We start from the raw sequence: 21,594 nt of genomic DNA, 5'->3' as shown, positions 1-21,594 counted from the left end.
ATCATTTTTTGCGGGCAAGTTCCCGTGCCTGCTTGACCCTTCTGCTAAATGAATCACCGCTGTAAACGAGGACACTGCCCCGGTAAAGACGGACGCTGAACCAGGCTGCTGCTGCCACCAAGGCCAGAGTCAGGCCAATGCTTATACCTATCTGCCACCACGGCACGTCGAGGGCGTTCGTTCGTACAAACATCGTAAAAGGAGTGAAGAATGGAATAAAAGAACTTGCAGTTACAAAAATATTTCCCGGCGCTGCCAGGCCGAAGTTCGACAAAATAAACGCCCCCACCAGCAGAAACGTAAGCGGCTGGCTGAAGTTCTGGACTTCCTCCGTTTTGGCTGCCATCGATCCGACCATGGCATATAGCGTGCCGTAAAGCACAATTCCCAGGAGCAGAAACACTACAGCATATATCCAGGTGGAGACAGCGGCCCCGCCAGTCGCACTGATAAGCGAAGTAATATTATCCAGCCCGGTAACATTCACGTATATTACCGCTGTTACTGCTACCAGAGCCATTTGGAAAAGCCAGATGGCGGACACTCCAAACGCCCGGCCAAACAAATGCTGGACAGGAGAGGCGCTCGAAATCAGAATTTCCATTACCCGCTGCTCCTTGTCCTTGGCAATTTGCATGGCAATCATAATTCCGCACATCAGCGAATAAATATAAATCACAAAGACAACTGCATAGGAAAGAAGATTAAATCCTTCTTCAGTGGAAGAACCCCCGCTCCCTTCAGCTTCTTCTGTGCTTTCCGCTATTTGTACAGGAGCGGTAATGTTTTGCACTTCTTCCCCGCTGATCCCAAGCTCTTCTGCGTATTGAGAAACATGGGTCTGCTGAATACCAGTTGAAAGGGCCTGAACCGTCTCTCCCGCTTCATCATCGGTATATAAACTTCCGAGGTATTCACTCCCGTTGTTTTCAAATAGCAGATAACCATCTGTTTCTCCGCTATTCCAGGCTTTTTCTGCCTGATCCTCCTGGGCATACGTATGAAGCTCTATACCGGCTGCCTCTTCCGGAAGCTGCAGTGATTCACTCTGATTGACGACAGCCAGGCTGTTGATATCAGCTTCACCGCTTCCAAAAAAGTCAATAATTCTAGGCAGGCTGAGCGCAACAAGCACAACTATTAGCATGATAGCCGTCGACACAATAAATGATTTTGCCCCCGCACGTACCCGGAATGTATGGGCAAAAATTCTCCACATATTACGCATGGGCCTCACCTATTTTCTCTTTGAAAATTTCTTCGAGTGACGGAGGTTCCATTCGAAATATACGGACATCTCCATATGTAAAAAGCTGCTGCAAAATGTCCCTGGACCTTGCTTTTGTATCCGTATAGATATGTAGTCGTTCTCCAGCCTCGCGTACTTCCTGCACTCCCTCCCATGTTCTGATATCTTCCGGCGGGCAGGAAGCTTCGGCAACAATCCGGTTGCGATCCATGCGTGTCTTGATTTCCCCGAGACGTCCGCTCAAAATGTTTTTGCCGTTTTTAAGCATAACGAGCTTGTCGCAGATTTCTTCCACGTGCTCCATGCGATGACTTGAAAAAATAATGGTCACTCCTTCCCTGCGCAGATTTTGGATAGCTTCCTTCAAAATGTCCGTATTCACCGGATCAAGCCCGCTGAATGGCTCGTCAAGAATAAGAAAATCCGGACGGTGAACGAGCGCCGCAATCAATTGGATTTTTTGCTGATTGCCCTTGGAAAGTGTGTTTAATTTCTGCTTTTTTTCCTTTTCAAGCTCAAACACGTCGAGCCAGTAAGCCATCGAAGCTTTAGCTTCTTTTTTATTCATGTTTTTCAGCCCTGCAAGAAACAGCAGCTGCTGTTCCACCTGCTCTTCTGCAAATAAGCCCCGCTCTTCCGGCAGGTAGCCTACCCGGTCAAGCGGCAGATGATGGGCTTTTCGCCCCTGCCATTCTATCGTTCCGTCTGTACGCTCCATTAGGCCGAGCAGCATGCGGAATGTGGTCGTTTTCCCAGCCCCATTCTGGCCGATCAAACCGAGACTTTCTCCGGGCTGAATCGAAAATGAAAGCTCATCGACAGCCTGCTTTTCTAAAAAACACTTTGACAAATGATCTACTTCAAGCATATACAGCCTCCTCCCAAAAAATAAAAATCCTCTTCCATGATAAACATTATAGCATCCATTTTATACCATAAACCCCTCTTATTTTAATGGAAGCCACCGGCCTTAAAATAATCGAAAACAAAAGCCCAAACCCTTTTCCGCATTTGACGGAATTAAAGGTAAGCGCTTATCTTTTGGAAAGAATTAGTTTATGATGGATACATCTGCTTTTTATCTTAATAATTGATTTTCTACATAAGGATGATAGCTATGAAAATTACAAAACGTGATCATGCCCTGTTTTTAACCGCTGTTTTTTGTTTTTGGTTCGCCACCTACGTGTACGTGCCGGTATTTAGCCTGTATTTGGAAAACAGCAGCTTCACCTATACCGCGATCGGCGTTATTCTCGGTGCCTACGGGGCTACGCAGGTGCTTCTGCGTTATCCGCTCGGCATTCTTTCTGATGCTTTAAAGGGCCTGTTGAAAAAACTGCTAATTGCGGGATTTGTTAGCGGATTCATCAGTGGTGTGCTGCTCGTCTTCTCAGATTCTTTTGCGGCGGTTTTTACTGCCCGGCTGCTTGCCGGGGTAACCGCCTCGATGTGGGTAATGGCGACGATTATGTATTCCCGCTACTTTGCTGCCGACCAATCCTCGAGAGCAATGGGCATCCTGCAGTTATTAACAGTTTTCACTCAGTTTATCAGTATGATGTTCAGCGGCTATCTCGCTGACCTGTTCGGGTTTGAAGCGCTGTTCTGGATCGCCGCCGCCTTTTCTCTCATAGGCATTGGGTTTACGCTCTTCACAAAAGAAATACCGGTACAGACGAAAGCAGAGCCATTGAAAATTCGTTCGTTAATCACACGCACTTTACGGCTGCATGACCTGCGCTGGCTTACGTGTGCTAGCTTTATCGGCCATTCTATTATTTTCATGACCATTTTCGGATTCACCCCGCTGTACGCATCTTCAATCGGCGCTACCGAGCGGACATTAGTCGTCATTTTCATTGCCTTTTTTGTTCCGCACCTTCTGGCCTCTTTGTTTTTATCGTTTTATACCGTACCGGCCCGTCTGCACAAACCTCTTCTTTACGGTTCCTTTCTTACCGGAGCAGCAGCGCTTGTATGGATGCCGTCGACTGCTTCTTTATGGGAGCTGAGCCTGAACCAGGCGGTACTCGGACTCGCTCTTGGCATTGTGCTTCCGCTGCTTTTAGGAATGGTTGTGCAGGTGAGCCCCGGGCCGCTGAAGGCAAGCGCAATGGGATTTTATCAGTCGTTTTATGCTGCAGGGATCCTGCTCGGCCCGGTCGTCGCCGGCTCTGTCGCCGAACAGGTTTCCCTCCCCAGTGTTTTTTATTTCGGTGCACTGCTTTCCCTCACCGGGCTTTTGATTACTTGGCTGATTCGTTTTCATGTTCAGACTGACGGAGAGAATTCTCCGGGGTAAATAAAAAGCTGTTTCCTAATCCCGGGAAACGGCTTTTTACCCCCAAAAATACCCGGCTGCTGCTGCTAAAATTCCCAGGGTATAGCTTCCGCCCCCGTACAATAAAGCATGTCTTCCTTCGCCGGCTTCAATTTTTTGAATGATTTCCATATTAAAGGTCGAAAAGGTGGTGAAGGCACCTAAAAAGCCGATGCCAATGCCCACTGTTTCTGTCATGCCGGCCCCCCGCGCCACGACCAGGCCGAGCATAAACGATCCCAATACATTTACAAACAGCGTGCCAAAAGGCAGCACCCGGTGCCAGCCATTCTCTTTGGACCATGACACCAGCGCCGCACGGGCAGCAGCCCCGAAGGCACCGCCAAGAGCGACAAGCAGCCATGTCATCAGTTTTTCCTCCTTCCTGCACGGTAACCAATGCCCGCAGTTACAAGTCCGCCGGCAGCACTGACTAAAACATATATCCCTGCTGCAGGCAGAGCACCGTTTTCGATTAACTGAATGGTTTCCATACTAAAAGTGGAAAAGGTGGTGAAAGCACCAATAACCCCCGTGCCTACTACGGCCTCCCACATGGACGGCCACGCTTTACGCTGTATAACCCTCGAGGTAAACCATCCAAGTAAAAAACATCCAGCAATGTTTGCCGTCATCGTTCCCCATGGAAACACTCCGGGAGCTGCTGCAAACGCCCGGTCGACAAGGTAACGCAGCAGGCTGCCGAGCGCTCCGCCGACTGCCATCCATACATATAGTTTCATTTTTTTCCTCCTTGTTGAACGCAAAAATCCTGTCTGCACACGTATCCCGTGAACAGACAGGAGTCATCAGCTCTATTTAGAGCGGTTCCGGCGAACTCCATCGCCAGCTATTCTTCGCCCAGTATACCATAATCTTACACCCAGGATTGACTTTTTTATGAACAGGGAACACAGGAGGGAGGAGCGTGGTGGCTATGTTTATTGTTTTTCAGCTCATTTTAGTTTTTCCTTTTCTGCTGCTTTTGTTTGTAGCATTAATGATCAGCCTGAAAGAAGACGTTCATACGCTAACCTTTACCAGGCAGCAGGTAGAAGAAGACACTTCCGGCATCATGTTTGTCTTTCATAAGTTTGAAAAACAGGTGCACCGTTGGACAAGCAGCCTGTCGCCTATATGGCAGAATATCCTTCGCCGCCTCGTTTTTCTTTTATTCGCTCTTCTTTGTGCAGCATGTATATATTTCATTTTATTTTAATACAGAAAGGACACTTATCATGAAACGATGGCTTCTCGCGGCAATCCTTTTTTCTGCCGGGATCCTGCATTTTATTTCTCCGGCTAAATTTGAACGAATCCTGCCGCCCTGGGCTCCGTGGAGACGGGCCGCCGTATATATTTCCGGAGCAGCAGAACTGCTTTTAGGTATTGCGTTTGCCGTACGTCAATGGAGCAGCTATGCCGGTAAGCCGGCAGCCGCCTTTTTCGTACTTGTTTTCCCGGCTAACATTTACATGGCTGTCAAAAAGATCCCTTTACGCCCAAACGGCCGGGCCTATCCGCTTTTATACTGGCTGCGCCTCCCGTTGCAGCTGCCGCTCATTCAATGGGCGCTTGAATGCAGCAGAAATTCAGCAAATGCACGCTGATATATAGAAGAAGCCGCCGTCTCCTTATAGGAGACGGCGGCTTTATTTACAATTTTGTAGCCGTTGCTGAGCGGTCTCTCGGAGCAATAGCAGCCGGCAGCACTGGTTTATTCTGCTTGCGCCGTGACTTGCGGTAATACTTAAAGATGGCATAGCCGATCATCGCGCCGATCGTATTCAAAATAATTGAATCAATGTCGGCCACTCTCGTCGGGTAGCCAATAATTAAGTTAATCCCAAACTCCATCAGCTGTATGGAAAAGGATAAAAGCGTACCGATAGCAAAAGCCCAGATAAAGTGAATATCGTCACTGACCAATATGCCAAAAAAGATCGGCAACAGCAGGTATAGTCCAATCTGTCCTACTACCACGCTGAGCCATGTGCCCTCCTGGAACGATTCTACAATCGTGTAGAAAGGAAGAAATTGATAGTACTCCCCAAGCTGAAGACCTGGACCAAGCGAACCTTCATAAGGTGCCGGAATCAACGTGAAACGAACGATCGTCGCCAGGTAGATCATAAATACCGCGGCAAGTATTTTCCGTCCAAGTGGGTCATGACTGCGCCGGAACCAGAAAAACAAAAATGTTATTACAATCAAAATTAAACCAATCGTGATCCATAAAAACGGATCAATAAACAGTCCTGTCATTCTCTCACCCCCTCATCTGACATACAAAGAATCCTTTTCTATACATACCCGTAATTCACCGGATGTATGAGAAAACAACTAAATTTTTTCTTTGCACTCCGATGACAATTCAGTGAAAAGGTTACTCTTCAAACAGCGGCTTTGTCTGTTCTACCACGTAGCTGCTGCCGCCACGCTCTTCGACGTTCTGGATCATCGACGCGATCAGTAAATCCTCGTCTTCATTATCATAAGCCACAAACCAACCGTTTTCTGTACCTTCTTCTTCTCCGGCCTGCTTCAGTTCAGCCGTCCCGGTTTTGCCTGAAATCGAGATGTTTTCGTTCACTGGCTCATATGCCGAACCACGTTCGTCCTCCACGACCCCTTCAAGGCCTGCCTCAATTGCTGAGATTCCGCTTTCCGGCACGACATTTTCCTCCCACACCTCCCGGTCAGAAGAAGCGAGAAGCTGCGGAGCCAGCATATCTCCTTCATTTACAAAGGCTGTAAAAGCTGAGGCCAGATGAACCGGAGACATTTGCATCTGCCCCTGTCCATAGCCGGTATCAGCAAGCAGCACCTCGGAGTCCAGGCCGTCCGAGGCGATGGAGGAATTCTCTATAGGAAAATCATACGGCATTTCCTGATTGAAGCCGAAGCTTTCCAAACCAGCTGTGAAGTCTTCCGCACCGGTGTTTAGCGCCGTCCGTGCAAAGTAAATATTATCCGACGTAATTAACGCCTCGCGCAGATTAACCTCGCTTAACTCATCATCTACCCGGGTTACCGAATAACCGCCCCAGGAGCTGTCGGGCTGCCACTCGAGGCCTTCGATCGTCATTTCCTCATCCGGGGTGATCGCTTCGTTGCTCAGCCCGATCGAAGCAGTGATAGGCTTCACTGTCGAACCCGGGGCATAGGTGCTGTTAAATTTAGCAGCGCGCGGACGATTGTCGCTTTCATTAAATTCATTCAATTCGTCTTCCGGCCAGCCGTAAATATAATTATTCGGGTCATAGGACGGAGCGCTTACCAGTGCCAGCGTGTTCCCGTTCTGCGGATTCAGCGCCACGGTTGCTCCTGTGTCCTCCTGTATTTGCTCATAGGCACGCCCCTGCAGCGAAATATCGATCGTCGTCTGCACATCTTCACCAGCAACCGCTTCTTGTTCTGCAACCACATCATCCTCTGACGTGGAGATCAGCATGCCGGGCTCACCGCGCAGCCTCTCTTCATAAACATATTCAAGTCCCGCTTTGCCGATTTGGGAGGACTGCGTATATGTGCCGCCCCGTTCTTCAAGCTCCTCCCCAGAAATATTTCCGATATATCCCGTTAAATGAGCAGCGGCCTCTTGTTCCGGGTAATACCGCTGGTTTCCGACTTCAGAAAGCTGTACGCCTGGTAGATCCTCTACCTCTGAAGCTGCTGCTTCTTCGTCAGGAGAGAGTGTTTTCACCGGCACCGCACTTTCGTCTGTAACCCAGTCCTGGTCGAGCGCTTCATCAATATCCTCTTCCGGTATATTCAACTCATCTGCGATTGTGGAAATTGTGTCCTCCCTCTCTTCCCCCAAACTGCCGGGCACGAGGCTCACCCTCGTTGTTTCCATATTCGTCGCAAGCGGCTCGCCCCCCTCTGCCAGAATTTCTCCACGTGCCGGCTTCGTCCGTTCGACGTTTATAGTCTCTTCCCAGCCCAATTCTTCAAATATGTATGAAGGAGACCAGTCCAGCTGCCATTCCTCCCCATCCTCTGTCTCTTCGAGCACCCAGGCAGCTTCCTGCTCAAAAGAAACATCGCCGGCGCTCGTGGTCATGCTTACTGAGAACGGAAGCGCCGTTTCTTCTTCACCCTCATTATTTTCATCGGTTTCGCCTGTTTGAATCGTCAGGTCTTCAGCATTTGTGTCTTCATAAATTGTTTCGTGCCGGTTGATAAATGTTTCCTTGTTGATCTGCGCTCGTGTATCGGAGCTTAAATACCCGTACATTTCTTCAAAGTTTTGGTTGTTCCATGCCTCCGTAAATTCCTGCATTTTGTCTTCCGCGCTTTCCCGGTTGTTGCAGGCGCTGAGCCCCCCGATCAGTGCTATAGCTCCTGCTGCTGCAGCCGTTTTTTTCATGCTTCCCCTCCGTTCTCCATTTCTTCAGCCATATTTTAACATAAGTACGTTTCGCGCGCCGGGTCTCGCTACAGCTTATAGGACTGGCTCCCTTTCCGGACACGGACAGCCCGGGCACCCCGCTTTCTGGCATTTTCCTTTCTCTGCTTTCTTACTTTGCCCACGTGAATCTGATGCGTCATTGCTATTATGGGACGGATGAACATCTGCAGGCTTCCGATCACAAACAGCCACGTACCGTAAAACGTAGTAGTTTCCGAAAAAAATAAAAAACTGCCAATTAAAAATATAAGGGCTAGCAGCAGATCATTTATATGGTAAATCAATTGGTAAACCTTTGTGATGCGCAGTTCATAGCCCCCAAATACGAGATCGATATTTTTCCCCAACTTTTATCCTCTCCTTTGTCTCACTTTATCTGATACTCATCTTTAATCCGCTTAGACGACATAAAAATCACCTGCAGTCTTGCAGGTGATTAAATATAGAGCGAGAGAAACCATATAAAAGCAAGAAAACCTGTTAACACAAACCCATTACGAATTATTTTTGCCTGCCGTGCATTTTTATTTTCACTTCGGCTGAACTTTCCTCTTTGATGCATCCAAAGAAGCATCAAATAAAAAATCAGGCAGAAAATAATTACTGCCGGCATAAGTACGGACCGAAAGAAAAACTCTGCTTCCATTCTATACTCCTCTGTATGTGCCATATCTATTACTATACCGCTAATGCAGGGGCGGAAACAACCACGTGCAGGCGGCAGGGAACTGAGAAACGAAATACTTTCTCTCATGCATCGCCTTTGGTTTTATATGAAGTGCCACCTGGTTTTCGAGCTGCTTTCGAAGCATATCATACATTAACTGTGTTCTTGGCACCATGTAGGGTTCGATAAACGGCTGGCCGTTCCCTTCCCATTCTCCTACATACAAATATACGTAATGGCGCAGGGTAAGCGAGAGCCGGTCTTTAATAAAAGTGTCCATTCCTTTATACCACAGCGAAGCAGAAAGCAAGCCAATTTTATGAAACACATGGGGATACAGATCAGCAATATAAATGGAAACAAGCCCTCCAAGTGACGCACCAATCAATCCGGTATGGGAGGCCTCTGTTCTTACCCGGTATTTTTCATTAATATAGGGACGGATGCCGTTGGTCAGTATATATGCATACTCTGTGCCAAGGCCTTTAAAATCCGGCAAGTGCAAAGAAATTGCTTTTGACGGCCACGGGGTGTACTCATGAATACGGCTTTTGGGCTCCACTCCGACCATCACTACCGGCTGCATATATCCGGCTTCCATCAAACCCTCCCACACACTGCTCGAATCCCGGAACAAATAAGCTCCGTCCTGGACATAAATAACAGGATAGCGTTTCTGAGTGCTCCGGCTGTAATTTGGAGGCAGGTATACATATACGTCCCGGTCCATAATCTGGTGATGGATGATTGTGCCTTTCATAGCCTGGCTCCTTTTTACTGCATTGTCTCAATTATTTCTTTTTCTTCAATGTCTTTAGTCCCATCAGCAACAGATTAATTGAAAAAGATTATCATTGTCAAATAAAGCGCCCAGAGTTTATCGCAAAGCAAACAAGGGTAAATTAAATATTCTAAATACTATATTTATTAGTGGGGAGGATTTACCTATATGGGGCATTATGTTGCTGTAGAAGAAGATGTGCATCTCTACGTGGAGGATATCGGTGAAGGAAAGCCAGTTGTATTCATACACGGCTGGCCGGTAAACCACAAAATGTACGAGTACCAATTCAATGAGCTTCCAAAGCACGGGTACCGGTTTATCGGCATCGACCTCCGCGGCTACGGACAGTCCGACAAGCCATGGAGCGGATATGATTATAATCAAATGGCAGACGATGTTAAAGGAGTCGTTGACGCCATGGAGCTGGACAATTTTGTCCTCGCCGGTTTTTCCATGGGAGGCCCGATCGCTCTTCGGTATATGGCCCGTCATAAGCAGCAGGGAGTTTCTAAATTACTTTTGCTCGCACCGGCAGCTCCAAGCTTCACGCAACGGGAAAACTTCCCATACGGCATGGAGAAAAAAGACGTCGACGGAATTATTGACAACCTGAATACCGATCGCCCTAAAATGCTCGAGGATTTCGGTGGCATGTTTTTTGGCAGTGATGATGTTTCCGATGTATTTAAAACGTGGTTCCATGGCCTCGGCATGGAAGCCGGAAGCTATTCGACCATCCATTCAGCGGAAGCGCTCCGGGACGAGGACTCCTTTGAAGACCTCTCCTCTATTACAGTTCCGGTAGAAAGCTTTCACGGGAAAAACGATCAGATCTGCCCATACGAATTTTCCGGGGAGCTTCAAAAAGGAATCAACGGCTTAAAGGTCGTTCCTTTTGAAAACAGCGGCCATGGCCTGTTTGTTGATGAAAAAGAAAAGTTCAACCAGGAACTTCTACGTTTTCTCGGAGAGTAATGAGGCAATAACGATTAAAGGACACGCATGCCAGCGTGTCCTTTTTTCTATAATAGATGCCGTTCGAGGTATGACCGCAGCATTTCCGGCGGTTTTCCTGTAAGTTTTTCCACGTCTGTAGTGACCTCGCCCATCAGTCCCATGGAGACTGCTTCATACAAAGATGCATTCACCCTGCCGAAGCCGGAGCCATCATCGTAGGCCCGGGCAAATTCCTGGACTTCCATCGGTTCATAACGAATGCGCTCTCCCGTAATATTGGAAAGCAACTCACCCAATTCCTCCATCGTATAAGCCTGCATCCCTGTCAGCGTATAGAGACCCCCGTGCCTGTCAGGCCCAGCAGCCACAGCGGCTATGGCCTTAGCCAGGTCTCTTCGCGTAATAAAAGAAGCAGCGCCTCTTCCTGCCGGGTAAGGCAGCCTTTTAGTCCGGACCAGCTCCTCCGTATAAGGAATCAGCGGGTCCGCATATACTCCGTTGCGAATAATAGTGCCAGACATCGAACTCATTGCAATACGCCGGACAGCGTAGCCGAAAAACGGGCTCATATGAAAGGGGTTGTTCCAATGGTCCGCCGTAAAACCGATAAAAATAAAATGTTTGACGCCAACCCCCTCTGCCGCTTCAACTGAGGTTCTAAATTCCGTGATTCGCTGTTCAGATGGGTGCGTAATGCTTGGAATGTAAAGCACCACGTCTGCTCCCCGAAAGACTGCCGTCTGCTCATCAAACGAATAGTAATCCATTTTTTCTATGTGAACATTCTGCTCTTTGAACACCGCCGCTTTTTCAGGGCTGCGCACGCCAAGGGTCACCTGTTCTTTGGGGACGAGTTCAAGCAGTTCCTCTGTTACTTTTTTTCCAAGATGGCCTGTAGCTCCCGTAATAACGTATTTCATATATTCACCCTCTCAGCCGATTCTTTCCCCGATTTTCGTTTCGTGGTCTGTTTGCAGAAGAGTCACTCCTTCATCAGTATATACGCCTAAAATCAAGCATTCTGAAGTGAACGATGCAATTTTCATTGGAGGAAGGTTCACAATGCCAATCACTGTTTTACCCTCCAACTCACCTTTTTCATACAACTCAGTAATCTGGGCGCTGGACTGCTTTACTCCCACTTCTTCTCCAAAATCCACCCACGCCTGATACGCAGGCTTTTTTGCCTCCGGAAACTCTTGTATCTGTACAATCTTTCCTACTCTAATATCCAGGTTGTGAAAGTTTTCAATAGAAGCCATCGAAATACCCTTCCTTTCTCTACTTTGATTATGTATCATCGTATCATAAGCGCTTATATTATTTGTAATATCCTGGTACCTTTTTGGCCGGGAAACTCATTTGAGGTGAATTGACGTGCGGCGTTTTCTAACATTTTTGCTCGGAATTATTTTAGGTGCCGCCATGAATATACCTATTATCAGCATTGCCCGCTTTTCTGCCGAGTTATTTATTGGGCAGGGGTACTGGTTAATCGGCATCGGGGCCCCGCTTGTGTTTTGGCTTGTATTTAACCTTCCATTCATTCAATGGTTTGCCGCATTTGCTGTGCGCTGGAGATGGATGAACCGTATCGGCATTGGCCTGCTGATGATCGGGGTAGTTACTATGTTTCAGTTAAACAGCGGCGAACTGTTCTGGTATTATATAGAAATCGGTATCATTATGGCCGCTTCTCTCTGCCTTCTGGTGCAGATTATTCTCACTCCTAAAAAACGTCCCCCACATGTAAAATCATAAACTTCCGGCGTGAATCCGGGAGTTTTTTAGTTTCCGGACAACCAGCTTAAAAAATTTTGTTCGCGGGCCCACGCGCTATCCCCGCCATATAAGCATTTCTATTAAATTCTTCCCTTTTAGCAAAAATTGGATGATTGAATTAAGTCACAACGGGTATCATACACCCCGATGCCACTTATTATTTTAAAGTAACTAACGTTATGGCATAAATAGCTTACAGAAAAAGGAGCGATACACGTCATGACAGAACTTCAAGGCAAAACGTTTATTATTACAGGAGCAAGCAGCGGCATTGGGAGAGCCACCGCTAAAAAACTCGTCGAAAACGGCGCTAACGTAGCACTTGCCGCCCGCCGTCTCGAACGCCTGAACGAAATTAAAGAAGAGCTTTCCGATCAGCCTGGCGAAATTATCCTCAAAGAGACCGACGTTACTTCCCGTGAACAGATGGAAGAACTCGGACGCGAAGCAGTCAATCACTTTGGCAAAGTATACGGCCTTTTTAACAACGCCGGCTTAATGCCGCTATCATTACTGAAAAATCAAAAGGTCGATGAGTGGGACCAGATGGTGGATGTGAACATTAAAGGTGTTCTGTACGGCATCAATGCCATCCTTCCGCATATGATCGAAAATAATGATGGCCATATTATTTCCACTTCCTCTGTTGCTGCCCACCAAATCTTCCCTGGCAGTTCCGTATACAGTGGTACGAAATTTGCCGTAAAGGCAATTATGATGGGCCTCGAACAAGAAGTAGCCCAGACTAACATTCGTACGACTGCCATTTCTCCAGGCGTGGTGAATACAGAGCTGACTGAAACCATTACGGATAAAGAAGTAATGGAACAATTCGATTCCGTATTGAATGTGCAGCAGCTGAATTCAGAAGATATTGCAGAAGCAGTATACTATGCACTTACCCAGCCGGCACACGTGGACGTCAATGAAATTGTTGTTCGTCCGGTGGATCAGCCATAAATGCCGAACGTATTTAAGCCTCTGCTCCGTATCCGGGAGCAGAGGCTTATTTTTTTCGTAGTCTTACAGCCCCCACATCCACGCCCGGGCTGACCATAACATGAACGGGGCGTCCGTCTGAATGGTTGAAACCGCCTGCTGCGAGTAGTCCGTTTTCTTCCTCTGCATACTCACCGCGATACAGCTTCCACGGCTTATGTACGACATCTCCGTACCATATCTGTCTATCTTTGGCTGTGTAAAAACGGTATCTTTCTGCAAGCCAGTTTTCGAGCGATCCTTCTGCAGCCGGCAGCTGTTCTCCTGTCGTCCGGTACTTTGCACGAAAACGAACGTTTCCGGACCTCCGGTGGTGATTCCAATACGTCCAGCTTTGATAATGGCGGATCGAAAAGCGTGCCTGATAATACGGAATAGCAAAATTCCGTCGCGCAATCCAGACACCAAGCGGAGAAGAAGCATCTAAATTATAAAAATAAATCCCCGGTTCCCCGTCCACGCAGACATACGTACGCAGATTCAATTCCGGAAAATGCAGGCCTGTCTGTTTTGGAAAAAAAGACGGACGGATGTCGTGCATTGAAAACGAAACTACTCCTACATACGCTCTCCCCTGAAACGTATCTACCTCCATATGCTCCGGCAGGCTGCGAGCTACTTCCCCAGGAGTTTTTTCCCAATGTGCAAACAACGCGTTTCTCCATTTCATGCGTATCAGCTGCCGCTCTCTCATCTCTGCTCCCTCTTCCTCAGTGTTTTATCCCAACCAATATACTACGATTTTCAACTGCTTTAAACTTAAATGGCTTCGAATATACTATTTTTTCCTGCTTCTTATTTTCCTCTTCAATAAGGTTTGTGATACATTGAAGAAAGGTTATTCTTCGCAAAGGAGCTCATATATATGGAAGACGCCAGAATGAAAATGTTCAGCAGTATGCTTTTAGCCATCTCCCTGTTACTCGTCATTACCACTGATATTCTTCTGATTGTGACAGCCATCGTAGTGGGCGGCGGTATTTCATTATACGTCTATGCCGGTCTTGTAATTACCGCTCTATGGGGTGTCGGGCTGGCAGCTCATTTTAAAGCCCAGAGCCGGATAAGCTTTATTATCTTTTTTATTTTAACAGTACTTCTTTTGATCAACTTGTTCAGCGGCATTTTAACCGGGCCGGCAGTAGAATTTTCATCCTAAAAGAAGGCCGTACGCACGGCCTTCTTTTATTTCCCGGGAAATGTACGAACAGCTAATCCGGTCTATCATCCGGCTTTAAACTCAGGATAATACCGTAGGCAAATGCACTGCCTACAAGCAGGACACCGGCAATAAGATTGTATGGAAATGGCAAAAGATCCACCGCAGAAATCACCAGCCATACCGCAATCAATAAACCAATAATTGCTGCGTACGCTGGTAAAAAGTCCTTCTGGAAAACCCAAACCGCCAGGGCAGTGGCCATGATTGCTACAGGCACAAACCACCACTTAAATGCTGAGGAAAAAATCAGGCTCCCCTCGGGAACATTTGTTATGAGATCACGAACGGGAATGACCAGAACAAACATTGCCGCTTGAGGAAGATACTTCAGGTTCTGCTTTATCCAACTTGAACGAAAGGCCTGAAGGGGTTTGCCGTAAATCATTAAAAAACTGACTATTAAGGCCCCTGGACCTAAAATGCCAAAATACCAGAAAGAAAAATTTGTCACACCCCGCAGCAAATCCCACAACCATAAAGCTAAAAATAGAACCCAGGCGACCAGCAATAAAAATGATAGATGCCCTCCTATAGCAGGAGGTACCTTGTGTTTGATTGCTCCACTATATACCTTCGGATCCTTCGGCATAATTTCATACATAGATCCTCCAGCTTTTTCCCGGGCCTCTACCTTTTCTTTATCCCCCTGGATGTAAAACTCCGTTTCTCTTTTCTTTCTGCCATGTAAATAAAGATAATCCCCGACCTCCTGAAAATAATCTTCTGCTTGTTTGGACAAAGACATAGGCTCTCCTTTCATCCTTATTTTTCCATTCCATTATTTCCATTGTCAATCCATATAAAAAGCCTGTCCCGACGAACGGAACAGGCTCTGTCACTATTTTTTTCTTCTTTTAACGCCCCATAACACTGCTGCCAGCAGCGAGAGCACCGAAATCCCAGTCATCCACCAGAAATACGGAGGATAGTACGTAAGAGAAAGGTTGTTTTCCCCATTCTCAAGCGGCACAGCGGTAAACGCTCCGTTTGCTTTCTCTATTGGCACCCGTTCACCATTCACCTTGGCTCTCCACCCTTTTTCATATGGAACAGGCATGACAGCGTATGCGTCTCCTGCGTCGTTTTCAACGACAGTATCGACTTCATTGCCGTCCACTTCTACATTCCGGGTAATATCCTTTGCCTGTTCGCTGGCTTCATTTAATTGTTCATACGTTTCCCCGTATACAGCCAGATCCTCAAGATGGTACTCTCCTTCAGGCAGCCGGATTTCTATAACATTATCCGCCGGATTTTCCACCCGGATCGTTAAATCATTTTCGTTCGTGCGGTACAGTGAGTCTCTCGCTTTTCGCGTTGTCTCAAATTCGTTCACGTTCATCCGGAAATAGCCGACACCGGGCTCCTGGCGGAGGAGAAAGTCTACGTAATAGTCCTCCACGTCTTCATCCCCGGGCACTGTAATATTGAGTCCGCCCTCTTCTCCGGTAACCGTAAGCATCCCGTTGTCGTAAGTCCCGTTTACGGCTTCAACATCCTCTCCGGTAGTGACCGAATTTTCCTGTGGAAAATCGGCCGCTGTCTCTGGATTTTCGAGGATTACACCGTTTAGCATCGCATGCTCCTTCGCGAGCGGCGCGGCTTCTTCAGCATCTTCATAGGCGTATATTTGATTGGTGGTCCGTACAAACGGCAGCACGTTTTCATTTTGATAAATAATATAATTATCATTTTCTACAAATGGAGTAAACCCGTACGGCACGTTTTCATCCCCGTCTTTTTCAAACATGGCGTATTCCCCGCGCAGCAGGCTGTATATATTTGCCCTTCGCCCGAAATCGGAATACCGGCTGATACTTTCCCGTCCGAGATCGATCTGAAGGTCATTGTAATAAAACATGAGCAGTTCTTCATTCAAAATACTTGAGTATGCCCCTGCCCCGTAAAAATCCAAATACAGCGGCGTATTTGTACGCTGAGGGTCTTTGATCCAAGTAGTGCGGGACAGCGCGTCGGGATCCTCCTGCGCAGCTTCATCAAGCAGTTCGATCTGATCTGCATCCATGTAATCCTCGCTCATGAGAAATTCCTGCGTCGTTTCGTTCATACTCCCACGTTCAAACAGCTTTTCATACTGGTACTGATTGGCGACCACCACGCTCGTCATAATGGCAAAAACGGCAGTGATGATCCTTTTGCCGCGTACATCTGTAAGCGTGGTGATGACAAAGGCTCCCAGGGAAATAACAATCATGCCCGGCGTCAGCCAGCCGCTCCAGTGATCAATGGAAAAATCGTCATCTAATAGGTAAAACAGGATGTACATGCCTGTTGCAAAAACAAGTGAAGGCACCAGTTCCCGCCAGTCGAGCTTTCGGATATGCTGAATGCCCGCTGCCACTGCGCCGGCGAGTAGAAAAGCAGCGATGTACTCAAAACGGTTCCTTGGCGCAGAAAAGCCGTTAAATGCGCTTCCTACCAACGGGCTATAATGAAATACAATGAATAAAAGTGACAGAATCGTAAAAAGCACAAACCGCGGATCCCTGTACAGCTGCTTCCAGGCTGCAAACACTAAAAAGATGGTCGGCACAATGAGAAAGCGGCTGTCGAGCAGGATATTGCTTGTACTATCAAATAACACGATTTCCTGTTCAAAGTCTGGCCGGTAATTGTTAAAGTAGCCGTACACGCCAGCGAAAAAGCCGGTCAGGCCGATGCCGAACCCGAGCAGGGAGCTGCCCCCAAAATAAAGTATCTGCTTTCCTATTTTTGTTTCCTGAGGCACAAGACGGATCAGCCATCTGGCTAATATATAAATACCGATAAAAATAAGCACGATATAAGAAAAGTAGAAGTTCGAAAATACGGTTGCTGCAAGCGCAAAAATAAACAGCAGCGGTTTTTTCTCCCGGATAATTTTTTCTACTCCGTACACGAGCAGCGGAAGCCAAATGAAAGCGTCTGCGAAAAATTCCCAAAATGCCGCGTGACGAAAATACATTACACACGTGGCATATAAAAGTGCCCCGGTCAGAGCAGGCAAACGGTCTAGCTTCATGTAGCGGAAGCAGGCGTACGTCAAAAAGGAAACGAGCGTCATACGGGCCATGCTGATAAAAATGACAGCCTCGGTCCAAAAGGCTGCGTCGGGTTCACGAACCAGCCCCACAAGCTCCAGTATATAAACGACTAACATCTGAAGGTAGAAGAACAGGTTTGTCGAGTAATAGTACCCGAGCTGGGTAAACATACTGCCGCCAAGCCCCAGTTGAAAGGAATAAAAAAATTCTCCGCTCGTATAATGATCGTACAGCAGCTGCTTAAACGGCCCCATCTGGTTCAATCCGTCATTCGGACCTGCCATATACGTATCATTGGTCCATTGGTAGAAGAAAAATGCGTGTGCTGCAATGACAGACAGAATGATTGCTGCCGCAATTCCCCATATATGCTTGTGTTTCAATATTCTCTCCCCACGCTATCTTTTTAATATTTTCCCAGTGACAATGAATGTGATCGGTATGGTAAAAATCACCGCTCCCAGAGGGGCGATAGTGCTGTTAATGTCCAGCCATTCCACAAATATATAAGCAAAAACAGATGAAGCCCCTACGTTTACCACCTGGGTCAACGGAAATTGGAAGAATTTTTTCCATGTCGGCCGCACCTGGTAGGTAAAGTATGTATTTAAAAAGAAAGAAATGACAAAGCTGATAAAAAAACCGGTGATATGGGCAACCATATAGGGCACCGAAAGTACAACGTGAAGCAGTAAGTAGGCGGCATAGTAGTTCAACGTGTTCATACCGCCTACTAAAACAAATCTAGTAAACTCATTATCCAACTGTTTCATGCATCTCGCCTTTTCGTATTAGATTCCTGCACTAAATAATGCGGGCGCCTTTTCGTTTCATAGTAGATGCGGCCAATATATTCCCCAAGCACGCCGAGGCTTAACAACTGCACGCCTCCTAAAAACAGGATAGCAGAAATTGTCGTAAAGTAGCCCGGCACTTCTATTCCCATCCGCAGAATCTGGACAAATGTAATACCAATGTAAATCAGCGCAAGCAGCATAACAGCAAGGCCGGTATACAGACAAACACGCAGCGGACGGTTATTAAAAGAAATCATGCCGTCCACGCCGTAATTCAACAAGCTCGAAAACGACCACTTGGTTTCGCCTTCTTGACGCTGCACATTTTCATAGTAAACCGTTTTGGAAGGAAAGCCGATCCATGAAAAAAGCCCCTTCGAGAATCGGTTGGCTTCACTTAACGACAGCAGGGCATCGAGCGCCCTCCGGCTTAACAGGCGGAAATCGCCGACACCGTCTTCAAGCTTTACATCCACCATTTTATTAATAAATTTATAATACATTGTCGCCATACCCGAACGGAATTTTGAATCCCCTTCCCGGTTCCTCTTCGCGATAACCTGGTCGTAGCCTTCTTCGTAGCCTTCAATTAATTCTAAAATGACTTCGGAGGGGTGCTGCAGATCAGCATCAATAATCACTACAGCATCACCGTCCGCATGGTGCAGCCCAGCAATGAGTGCTGCTTCTTTTCCGAAGTTACGGGTAAACGATACATAGCTCACATTTTCATGCATCCGGGCAAGCTCTCTCATCTTCGCAAGCGTCTGGTCCGAGCTTCCGTCATCTATATACAGTGCTTCTATTTCATAGGGCAGATGCCCTAAATGATTATGCAGTGATTCATATACAGAGACAATGTTGTCCTCTTCATTGAACGAAGGGATGACGATTGTTATCTTTTTCATTTTATTTCCCCCCTGGCCCCTTTATCTCCCATTGTTTACACAGTACTTTCATATCGTACCCTTCTCTATATCATTTGTATCACTGTACAGAGGTGAAAAATTCTCAAAAATTGTGGGATGGATGCGTGCCTCCCGCTTTCCGGGCATAAAAAATAACGTCCGGGCCGCCTCGTCCAACCTCCACTTCCTCGGTCCATACAGCATCGAATACCGCTTCGAGGCTGCTTTTGAAAGCCGCAGAATAAGAAGCACTCCAGAAAGCAGCCACACCTCCGCTGCGGAGTACGTTATAAACCACCTGCAGACCTCCCGTTTTATACATATGGGAATTCCCTTCCCGGACGAGCCAATCAGGCCCGTTATCGGTATCCATACATACAGCATCCCAGCGTGCGCTTGTTTCTTTCTCTAAAAATGCTAGAAGATCCGCCTCAATGATTCGTGCTTTCTCATTCTCGGGAGCCCGTCGGTTCCATTCCTTAAAATAGGAACGGTTCCACTCAATAATATGCTTCTCTAATTCTACAACAGTTACGTGCACTGTATCTGCATGATTTACCGCTTCATCGAGTGAAAAACCGACACCAAGACCTCCAATCAGCACCGACTCTGCTGAAAAAGCATGTTGCAGCGCAGTCTTTACCATTCGCCGCTCTGAATCTCCATTATGGGTAGCCATTAAAAACGTTCCATTACTAATAACTTCATAATGCCCGCCGCGCCGCTGAAGCTGCAGCTCCCCGCTTTTTCCCTGAACCTTTTTTATTACTTCCCTGTCACTGTTCATTCAAGACCACTCCTTTCCTGTACGGCAAGTATATTTCATATTTGCAAAACCAGAAAAAAAAGGTACGATTAAAAAGTATGCAGAATTTTATCAACATGAGTATGTTTATTTATTTTATAATATTTTGTTAACTATTTTAGAAAAGACCAGGAGGTTGTTTATATGCTCGGCGCCATTGAAGCAGGAGGGACCAAATTTGTCTGCGCGGTCAGTGAAAACGGCCGTGATATTAAAGAACGCGTTTCTATTCTAACTACGACGCCCGCAGAAACCATGCAGCAGGTGTACGATTTTTTCCGTTCTTTTTCTATCGAAGCCGTGGGCATTGGCTCTTTTGGACCGATTGATATTAATACAAAAAATGATACATACGGCTACATCACTACCACGCCAAAAACAGCATGGCAAAACTTTAACATTCTTGGCGATGTGCAAAAACATCTGGGGGTGCCGGCAGGCTTTACAACCGACGTCAATGCAGCAGCGCTAGGAGAATGGAAACACGGTGCCGGCGCCGGAAAAACGAGCTGCCTGTACATGACAGTTGGCACTGGTATCGGCGTGGGAGCCGTGATTAATAATCATATTCTCGAGGGGCTGAACCATCCCGAAGCCGGACATATTATTGTCCGCCGGCATCCCGAGGATGATTTTAAAGGCACATGCCCTTACCATAGCGACTGCCTCGAGGGACTTGCTTCAGGGCCGGCTGTGGAAAAGCGCTGGGGAGAAAAAGGCAGCGAGCTGACTGCCCGCCCTGAGGTATGGGAGCTTGAATCCTATTACCTCGCTCAGGCCATGATGAATTACATTCTAATTCTCACTCCCGAGCGGATTATTATCGGTGGCGGCGTCAGCAAACAGCCTTCCCTGCTCGCAAAAGTACACGAAAAAACACAGCAGCTTCTGCAGGGGTACGTGCAGGACTCAATGATCACTCAACACATTGACCAGTATATCACCACCCCGGGTCTTTATGATGATGCCGGCATCACCGGAGGCTTTGTTCTCGCTGCCCGGACTCTCGAGGATACCCCCAACTAAAAGCAGGCGCAGCCTCAAAACACCTACTCGTTTACAACTCCTGGGCGCAAAAAAGAAAGGAAATCAGCTGAGTGAAAAGACATGTCTTGTTACTGATGACCGGTTTACTTCTCATTCTCGTTGTACTGGGGTGGAACAGCAGGCAAAATCCGCTCCCCCAGGTGGAAGCAAGCGAGGTCGTCGCACAAAACGCCCTCCACCCTGTCGTAGAAGAACGAAAAAATGAATGGATCCAACGTGCAGAACAGCAGGGAATCCAGGTTGTTGTAACGGATGGATACCGTTCTGTGGAGGAGCAGAATGCTTTATACGCCCAGGGACGGACCACGCAGGGAGAAATTGTAACGCAGGCAAGAGGCGGCGAATCGTATCATAATTACGGCCTTGCTATTGACTTTGCTTTACGCACACCGGACGGAGAGCTCGTCTGGGATATGGAACGCGATGACAATGGGAACGGTAAAGCAGATTGGACGGAGGCCGTAGAGATCGCTAAAGAACTCGGTTTCAACTGGGGCGGGGACTGGCCCGGTTTTAAAGACTATCCCCATCTCGAGATGACCTTTGGCCTCAGCCTTGAAGAGCTCCAAGCTGCGGAACAGCAGAATACCTAACTA

At 47.2% G+C, this 21,594-nt stretch carries 25 protein-coding genes and 1 riboswitch; of the genes, 9 read left to right on the top strand and 16 right to left on the bottom strand.

Annotated features, from left to right (window positions below):
* Nucleotide 1 precedes the first annotated feature (1 nt).
* The gene (locus B5066_RS07455; protein WP_079475318.1) at nt 2-1,228 is read right to left on the bottom strand and encodes an ABC transporter permease; all 1,227 of its coding nucleotides are present in this window, start codon (nt 1,226-1,228) and stop codon (nt 2-4) included.
* Entirely contained in the window at nt 1,221-2,117 is an 897-nt protein-coding gene (locus tag B5066_RS07450) for an ABC transporter ATP-binding protein (RefSeq protein WP_079475317.1), read from the bottom strand. Before B5066_RS07450 ends, B5066_RS07455 begins: the two co-directional genes overlap by 8 nt.
* Before the next feature lie 249 nt (nt 2,118-2,366).
* On the opposite strand from B5066_RS07450, the gene B5066_RS07445 reads away from it, so the two are divergent.
* Nucleotides 2,367-3,554, top strand: coding sequence for an MFS transporter (locus tag B5066_RS07445; RefSeq protein WP_179124057.1), 1,188 nt, complete (start codon nt 2,367-2,369; stop codon nt 3,552-3,554).
* Between the two features lie 36 nt (nt 3,555-3,590).
* On the opposite strand, the gene B5066_RS07440 is transcribed toward B5066_RS07445, so the two are convergent.
* Complete coding sequence (locus B5066_RS07440) at nt 3,591-3,941, bottom strand: fluoride efflux transporter FluC (protein WP_079475315.1); 351 nt, start codon at nt 3,939-3,941, stop codon at nt 3,591-3,593.
* On the bottom strand, nt 3,941-4,315 hold the full coding sequence (gene crcB, locus B5066_RS07435; protein ID WP_079475314.1) for a fluoride efflux transporter CrcB: 375 nt from the start codon (nt 4,313-4,315) through the stop codon (nt 3,941-3,943). Before crcB ends, B5066_RS07440 begins: the two co-directional genes overlap by 1 nt.
* Nucleotides 4,316-4,365: 50 nt before the next feature.
* A riboswitch (Fluoride riboswitch) is annotated at nt 4,366-4,429 on the bottom strand.
* A gap of 71 nt (nt 4,430-4,500) precedes the next feature.
* Between crcB and B5066_RS07430 the strand changes: the two genes are divergently transcribed.
* The gene (locus B5066_RS07430) at nt 4,501-4,791 is read left to right on the top strand and encodes a hypothetical protein (RefSeq protein WP_079475313.1); all 291 of its coding nucleotides are present in this window, start codon (nt 4,501-4,503) and stop codon (nt 4,789-4,791) included.
* A gap of 19 nt (nt 4,792-4,810) precedes the next feature.
* Complete coding sequence (locus tag B5066_RS07425) at nt 4,811-5,182, top strand: DoxX family protein (protein ID WP_079475312.1); 372 nt, start codon at nt 4,811-4,813, stop codon at nt 5,180-5,182.
* Between the two features lie 46 nt (nt 5,183-5,228).
* Here the strand turns inward: B5066_RS07425 and B5066_RS07420 are convergent, their stop codons facing one another.
* The 4 genes from B5066_RS07420 to B5066_RS07400 form a co-directional block, all read right to left on the bottom strand.
* On the bottom strand, nt 5,229-5,837 hold the full coding sequence (locus tag B5066_RS07420; RefSeq protein WP_079475311.1) for a VanZ family protein: 609 nt from the start codon (nt 5,835-5,837) through the stop codon (nt 5,229-5,231).
* A 121-nt stretch (nt 5,838-5,958) separates the two neighbouring features.
* The gene (locus B5066_RS07415; RefSeq protein ID WP_079475310.1) at nt 5,959-7,944 is read right to left on the bottom strand and encodes a penicillin-binding transpeptidase domain-containing protein; all 1,986 of its coding nucleotides are present in this window, start codon (nt 7,942-7,944) and stop codon (nt 5,959-5,961) included.
* A 68-nt stretch (nt 7,945-8,012) separates the two neighbouring features.
* Entirely contained in the window at nt 8,013-8,333 is a 321-nt protein-coding gene (locus tag B5066_RS07410; RefSeq protein WP_079475309.1) for a YrhK family protein, read from the bottom strand.
* A 339-nt stretch (nt 8,334-8,672) separates the two neighbouring features.
* Nucleotides 8,673-9,413 carry an alpha/beta hydrolase gene (locus B5066_RS07400; RefSeq protein ID WP_079475307.1) on the bottom strand — a complete coding sequence of 247 codons (741 nt, stop codon included), beginning with the start codon at nt 9,411-9,413 and terminating at the stop codon, nt 8,673-8,675.
* A 189-nt stretch (nt 9,414-9,602) separates the two neighbouring features.
* Between B5066_RS07400 and B5066_RS07395 the strand changes: the two genes are divergently transcribed.
* Nucleotides 9,603-10,412, top strand: a complete 810-nt coding sequence (locus B5066_RS07395; protein WP_079475306.1) for an alpha/beta fold hydrolase — start codon at nt 9,603-9,605, stop codon at nt 10,410-10,412.
* A gap of 47 nt (nt 10,413-10,459) precedes the next feature.
* Here B5066_RS07395 and B5066_RS07390 read toward each other — a convergent pair whose 3' ends face one another.
* Both B5066_RS07390 and B5066_RS07385 read right to left on the bottom strand, forming a co-directional pair.
* On the bottom strand, nt 10,460-11,314 hold the full coding sequence (locus B5066_RS07390) for an NmrA family NAD(P)-binding protein (protein WP_079475305.1): 855 nt from the start codon (nt 11,312-11,314) through the stop codon (nt 10,460-10,462).
* A gap of 12 nt (nt 11,315-11,326) precedes the next feature.
* Nucleotides 11,327-11,656 (bottom strand): tRNA-binding protein, encoded by a 330-nt coding sequence (locus B5066_RS07385; RefSeq protein ID WP_079475304.1) that lies wholly within the window; start codon nt 11,654-11,656, stop codon nt 11,327-11,329.
* A 115-nt stretch (nt 11,657-11,771) separates the two neighbouring features.
* Here B5066_RS07385 and B5066_RS07380 point away from each other — a divergent pair, with 115 nt between their 5' ends.
* Together B5066_RS07380 and B5066_RS07375 are read left to right on the top strand one after the other, a co-directional pair.
* The gene (locus B5066_RS07380; protein WP_079475303.1) at nt 11,772-12,155 is read left to right on the top strand and encodes a hypothetical protein; all 384 of its coding nucleotides are present in this window, start codon (nt 11,772-11,774) and stop codon (nt 12,153-12,155) included.
* A 240-nt stretch (nt 12,156-12,395) separates the two neighbouring features.
* A complete protein-coding gene (locus tag B5066_RS07375; RefSeq protein ID WP_079475302.1) occupies nt 12,396-13,136 on the top strand; it encodes an SDR family oxidoreductase in 741 nt (246 codons plus the stop codon).
* Nucleotides 13,137-13,182: 46 nt separating this feature from the next.
* Here the strand turns inward: B5066_RS07375 and B5066_RS07370 are convergent, their stop codons facing one another.
* A complete protein-coding gene (locus B5066_RS07370) occupies nt 13,183-13,869 on the bottom strand; it encodes a YqjF family protein (RefSeq protein ID WP_079475301.1) in 687 nt (228 codons plus the stop codon).
* A gap of 171 nt (nt 13,870-14,040) precedes the next feature.
* Between B5066_RS07370 and B5066_RS07365 the strand changes: the two genes are divergently transcribed.
* Complete coding sequence (locus tag B5066_RS07365) at nt 14,041-14,334, top strand: hypothetical protein (RefSeq protein WP_079475300.1); 294 nt, start codon at nt 14,041-14,043, stop codon at nt 14,332-14,334.
* A gap of 52 nt (nt 14,335-14,386) precedes the next feature.
* On the opposite strand, the gene B5066_RS07360 is transcribed toward B5066_RS07365, so the two are convergent.
* From B5066_RS07360 to B5066_RS07340, 5 genes are all read right to left on the bottom strand, one after another.
* Nucleotides 14,387-14,998 (bottom strand): hypothetical protein, encoded by a 612-nt coding sequence (locus tag B5066_RS07360; protein ID WP_179124056.1) that lies wholly within the window; start codon nt 14,996-14,998, stop codon nt 14,387-14,389.
* 237 nt (nt 14,999-15,235) lie between these two features.
* On the bottom strand, nt 15,236-17,824 hold the full coding sequence (locus B5066_RS07355) for a YfhO family protein (RefSeq protein ID WP_179124055.1): 2,589 nt from the start codon (nt 17,822-17,824) through the stop codon (nt 15,236-15,238).
* Nucleotides 17,825-17,839: 15 nt separating this feature from the next.
* Nucleotides 17,840-18,214 (bottom strand): GtrA family protein, encoded by a 375-nt coding sequence (locus B5066_RS07350; RefSeq protein WP_079475297.1) that lies wholly within the window; start codon nt 18,212-18,214, stop codon nt 17,840-17,842.
* Nucleotides 18,211-19,146, bottom strand: coding sequence for a glycosyltransferase family 2 protein (locus B5066_RS07345; RefSeq protein WP_079475296.1), 936 nt, complete (start codon nt 19,144-19,146; stop codon nt 18,211-18,213). The genes B5066_RS07350 and B5066_RS07345 overlap by 4 nt, the downstream gene beginning before the upstream one ends.
* Nucleotides 19,147-19,249: 103 nt before the next feature.
* Entirely contained in the window at nt 19,250-19,933 is a 684-nt protein-coding gene (locus B5066_RS07340) for a spermine/spermidine synthase domain-containing protein (protein ID WP_079475295.1), read from the bottom strand.
* Nucleotides 19,934-20,095: 162 nt separating this feature from the next.
* On the opposite strand from B5066_RS07340, the gene B5066_RS07335 reads away from it, so the two are divergent.
* Nucleotides 20,096-20,977, top strand: a complete 882-nt coding sequence (locus B5066_RS07335) for an ROK family protein (RefSeq protein ID WP_079475294.1) — start codon at nt 20,096-20,098, stop codon at nt 20,975-20,977.
* Between the two features lie 71 nt (nt 20,978-21,048).
* Entirely contained in the window at nt 21,049-21,591 is a 543-nt protein-coding gene (locus tag B5066_RS07330; RefSeq protein WP_244897359.1) for a M15 family metallopeptidase, read from the top strand.
* Nucleotides 21,592-21,594: the final 3 nt, after the last annotated feature.

Source organism: Marinococcus halophilus (assembly GCF_900166605.1).
In the GTDB taxonomy this organism is placed as follows: domain Bacteria; phylum Bacillota; class Bacilli; order Bacillales; family Marinococcaceae; genus Marinococcus; species Marinococcus halophilus.
The sequence above is the reverse complement of the archived record's forward strand: the minus strand, read 5'-3'. Positions and strand labels throughout refer to the sequence as shown.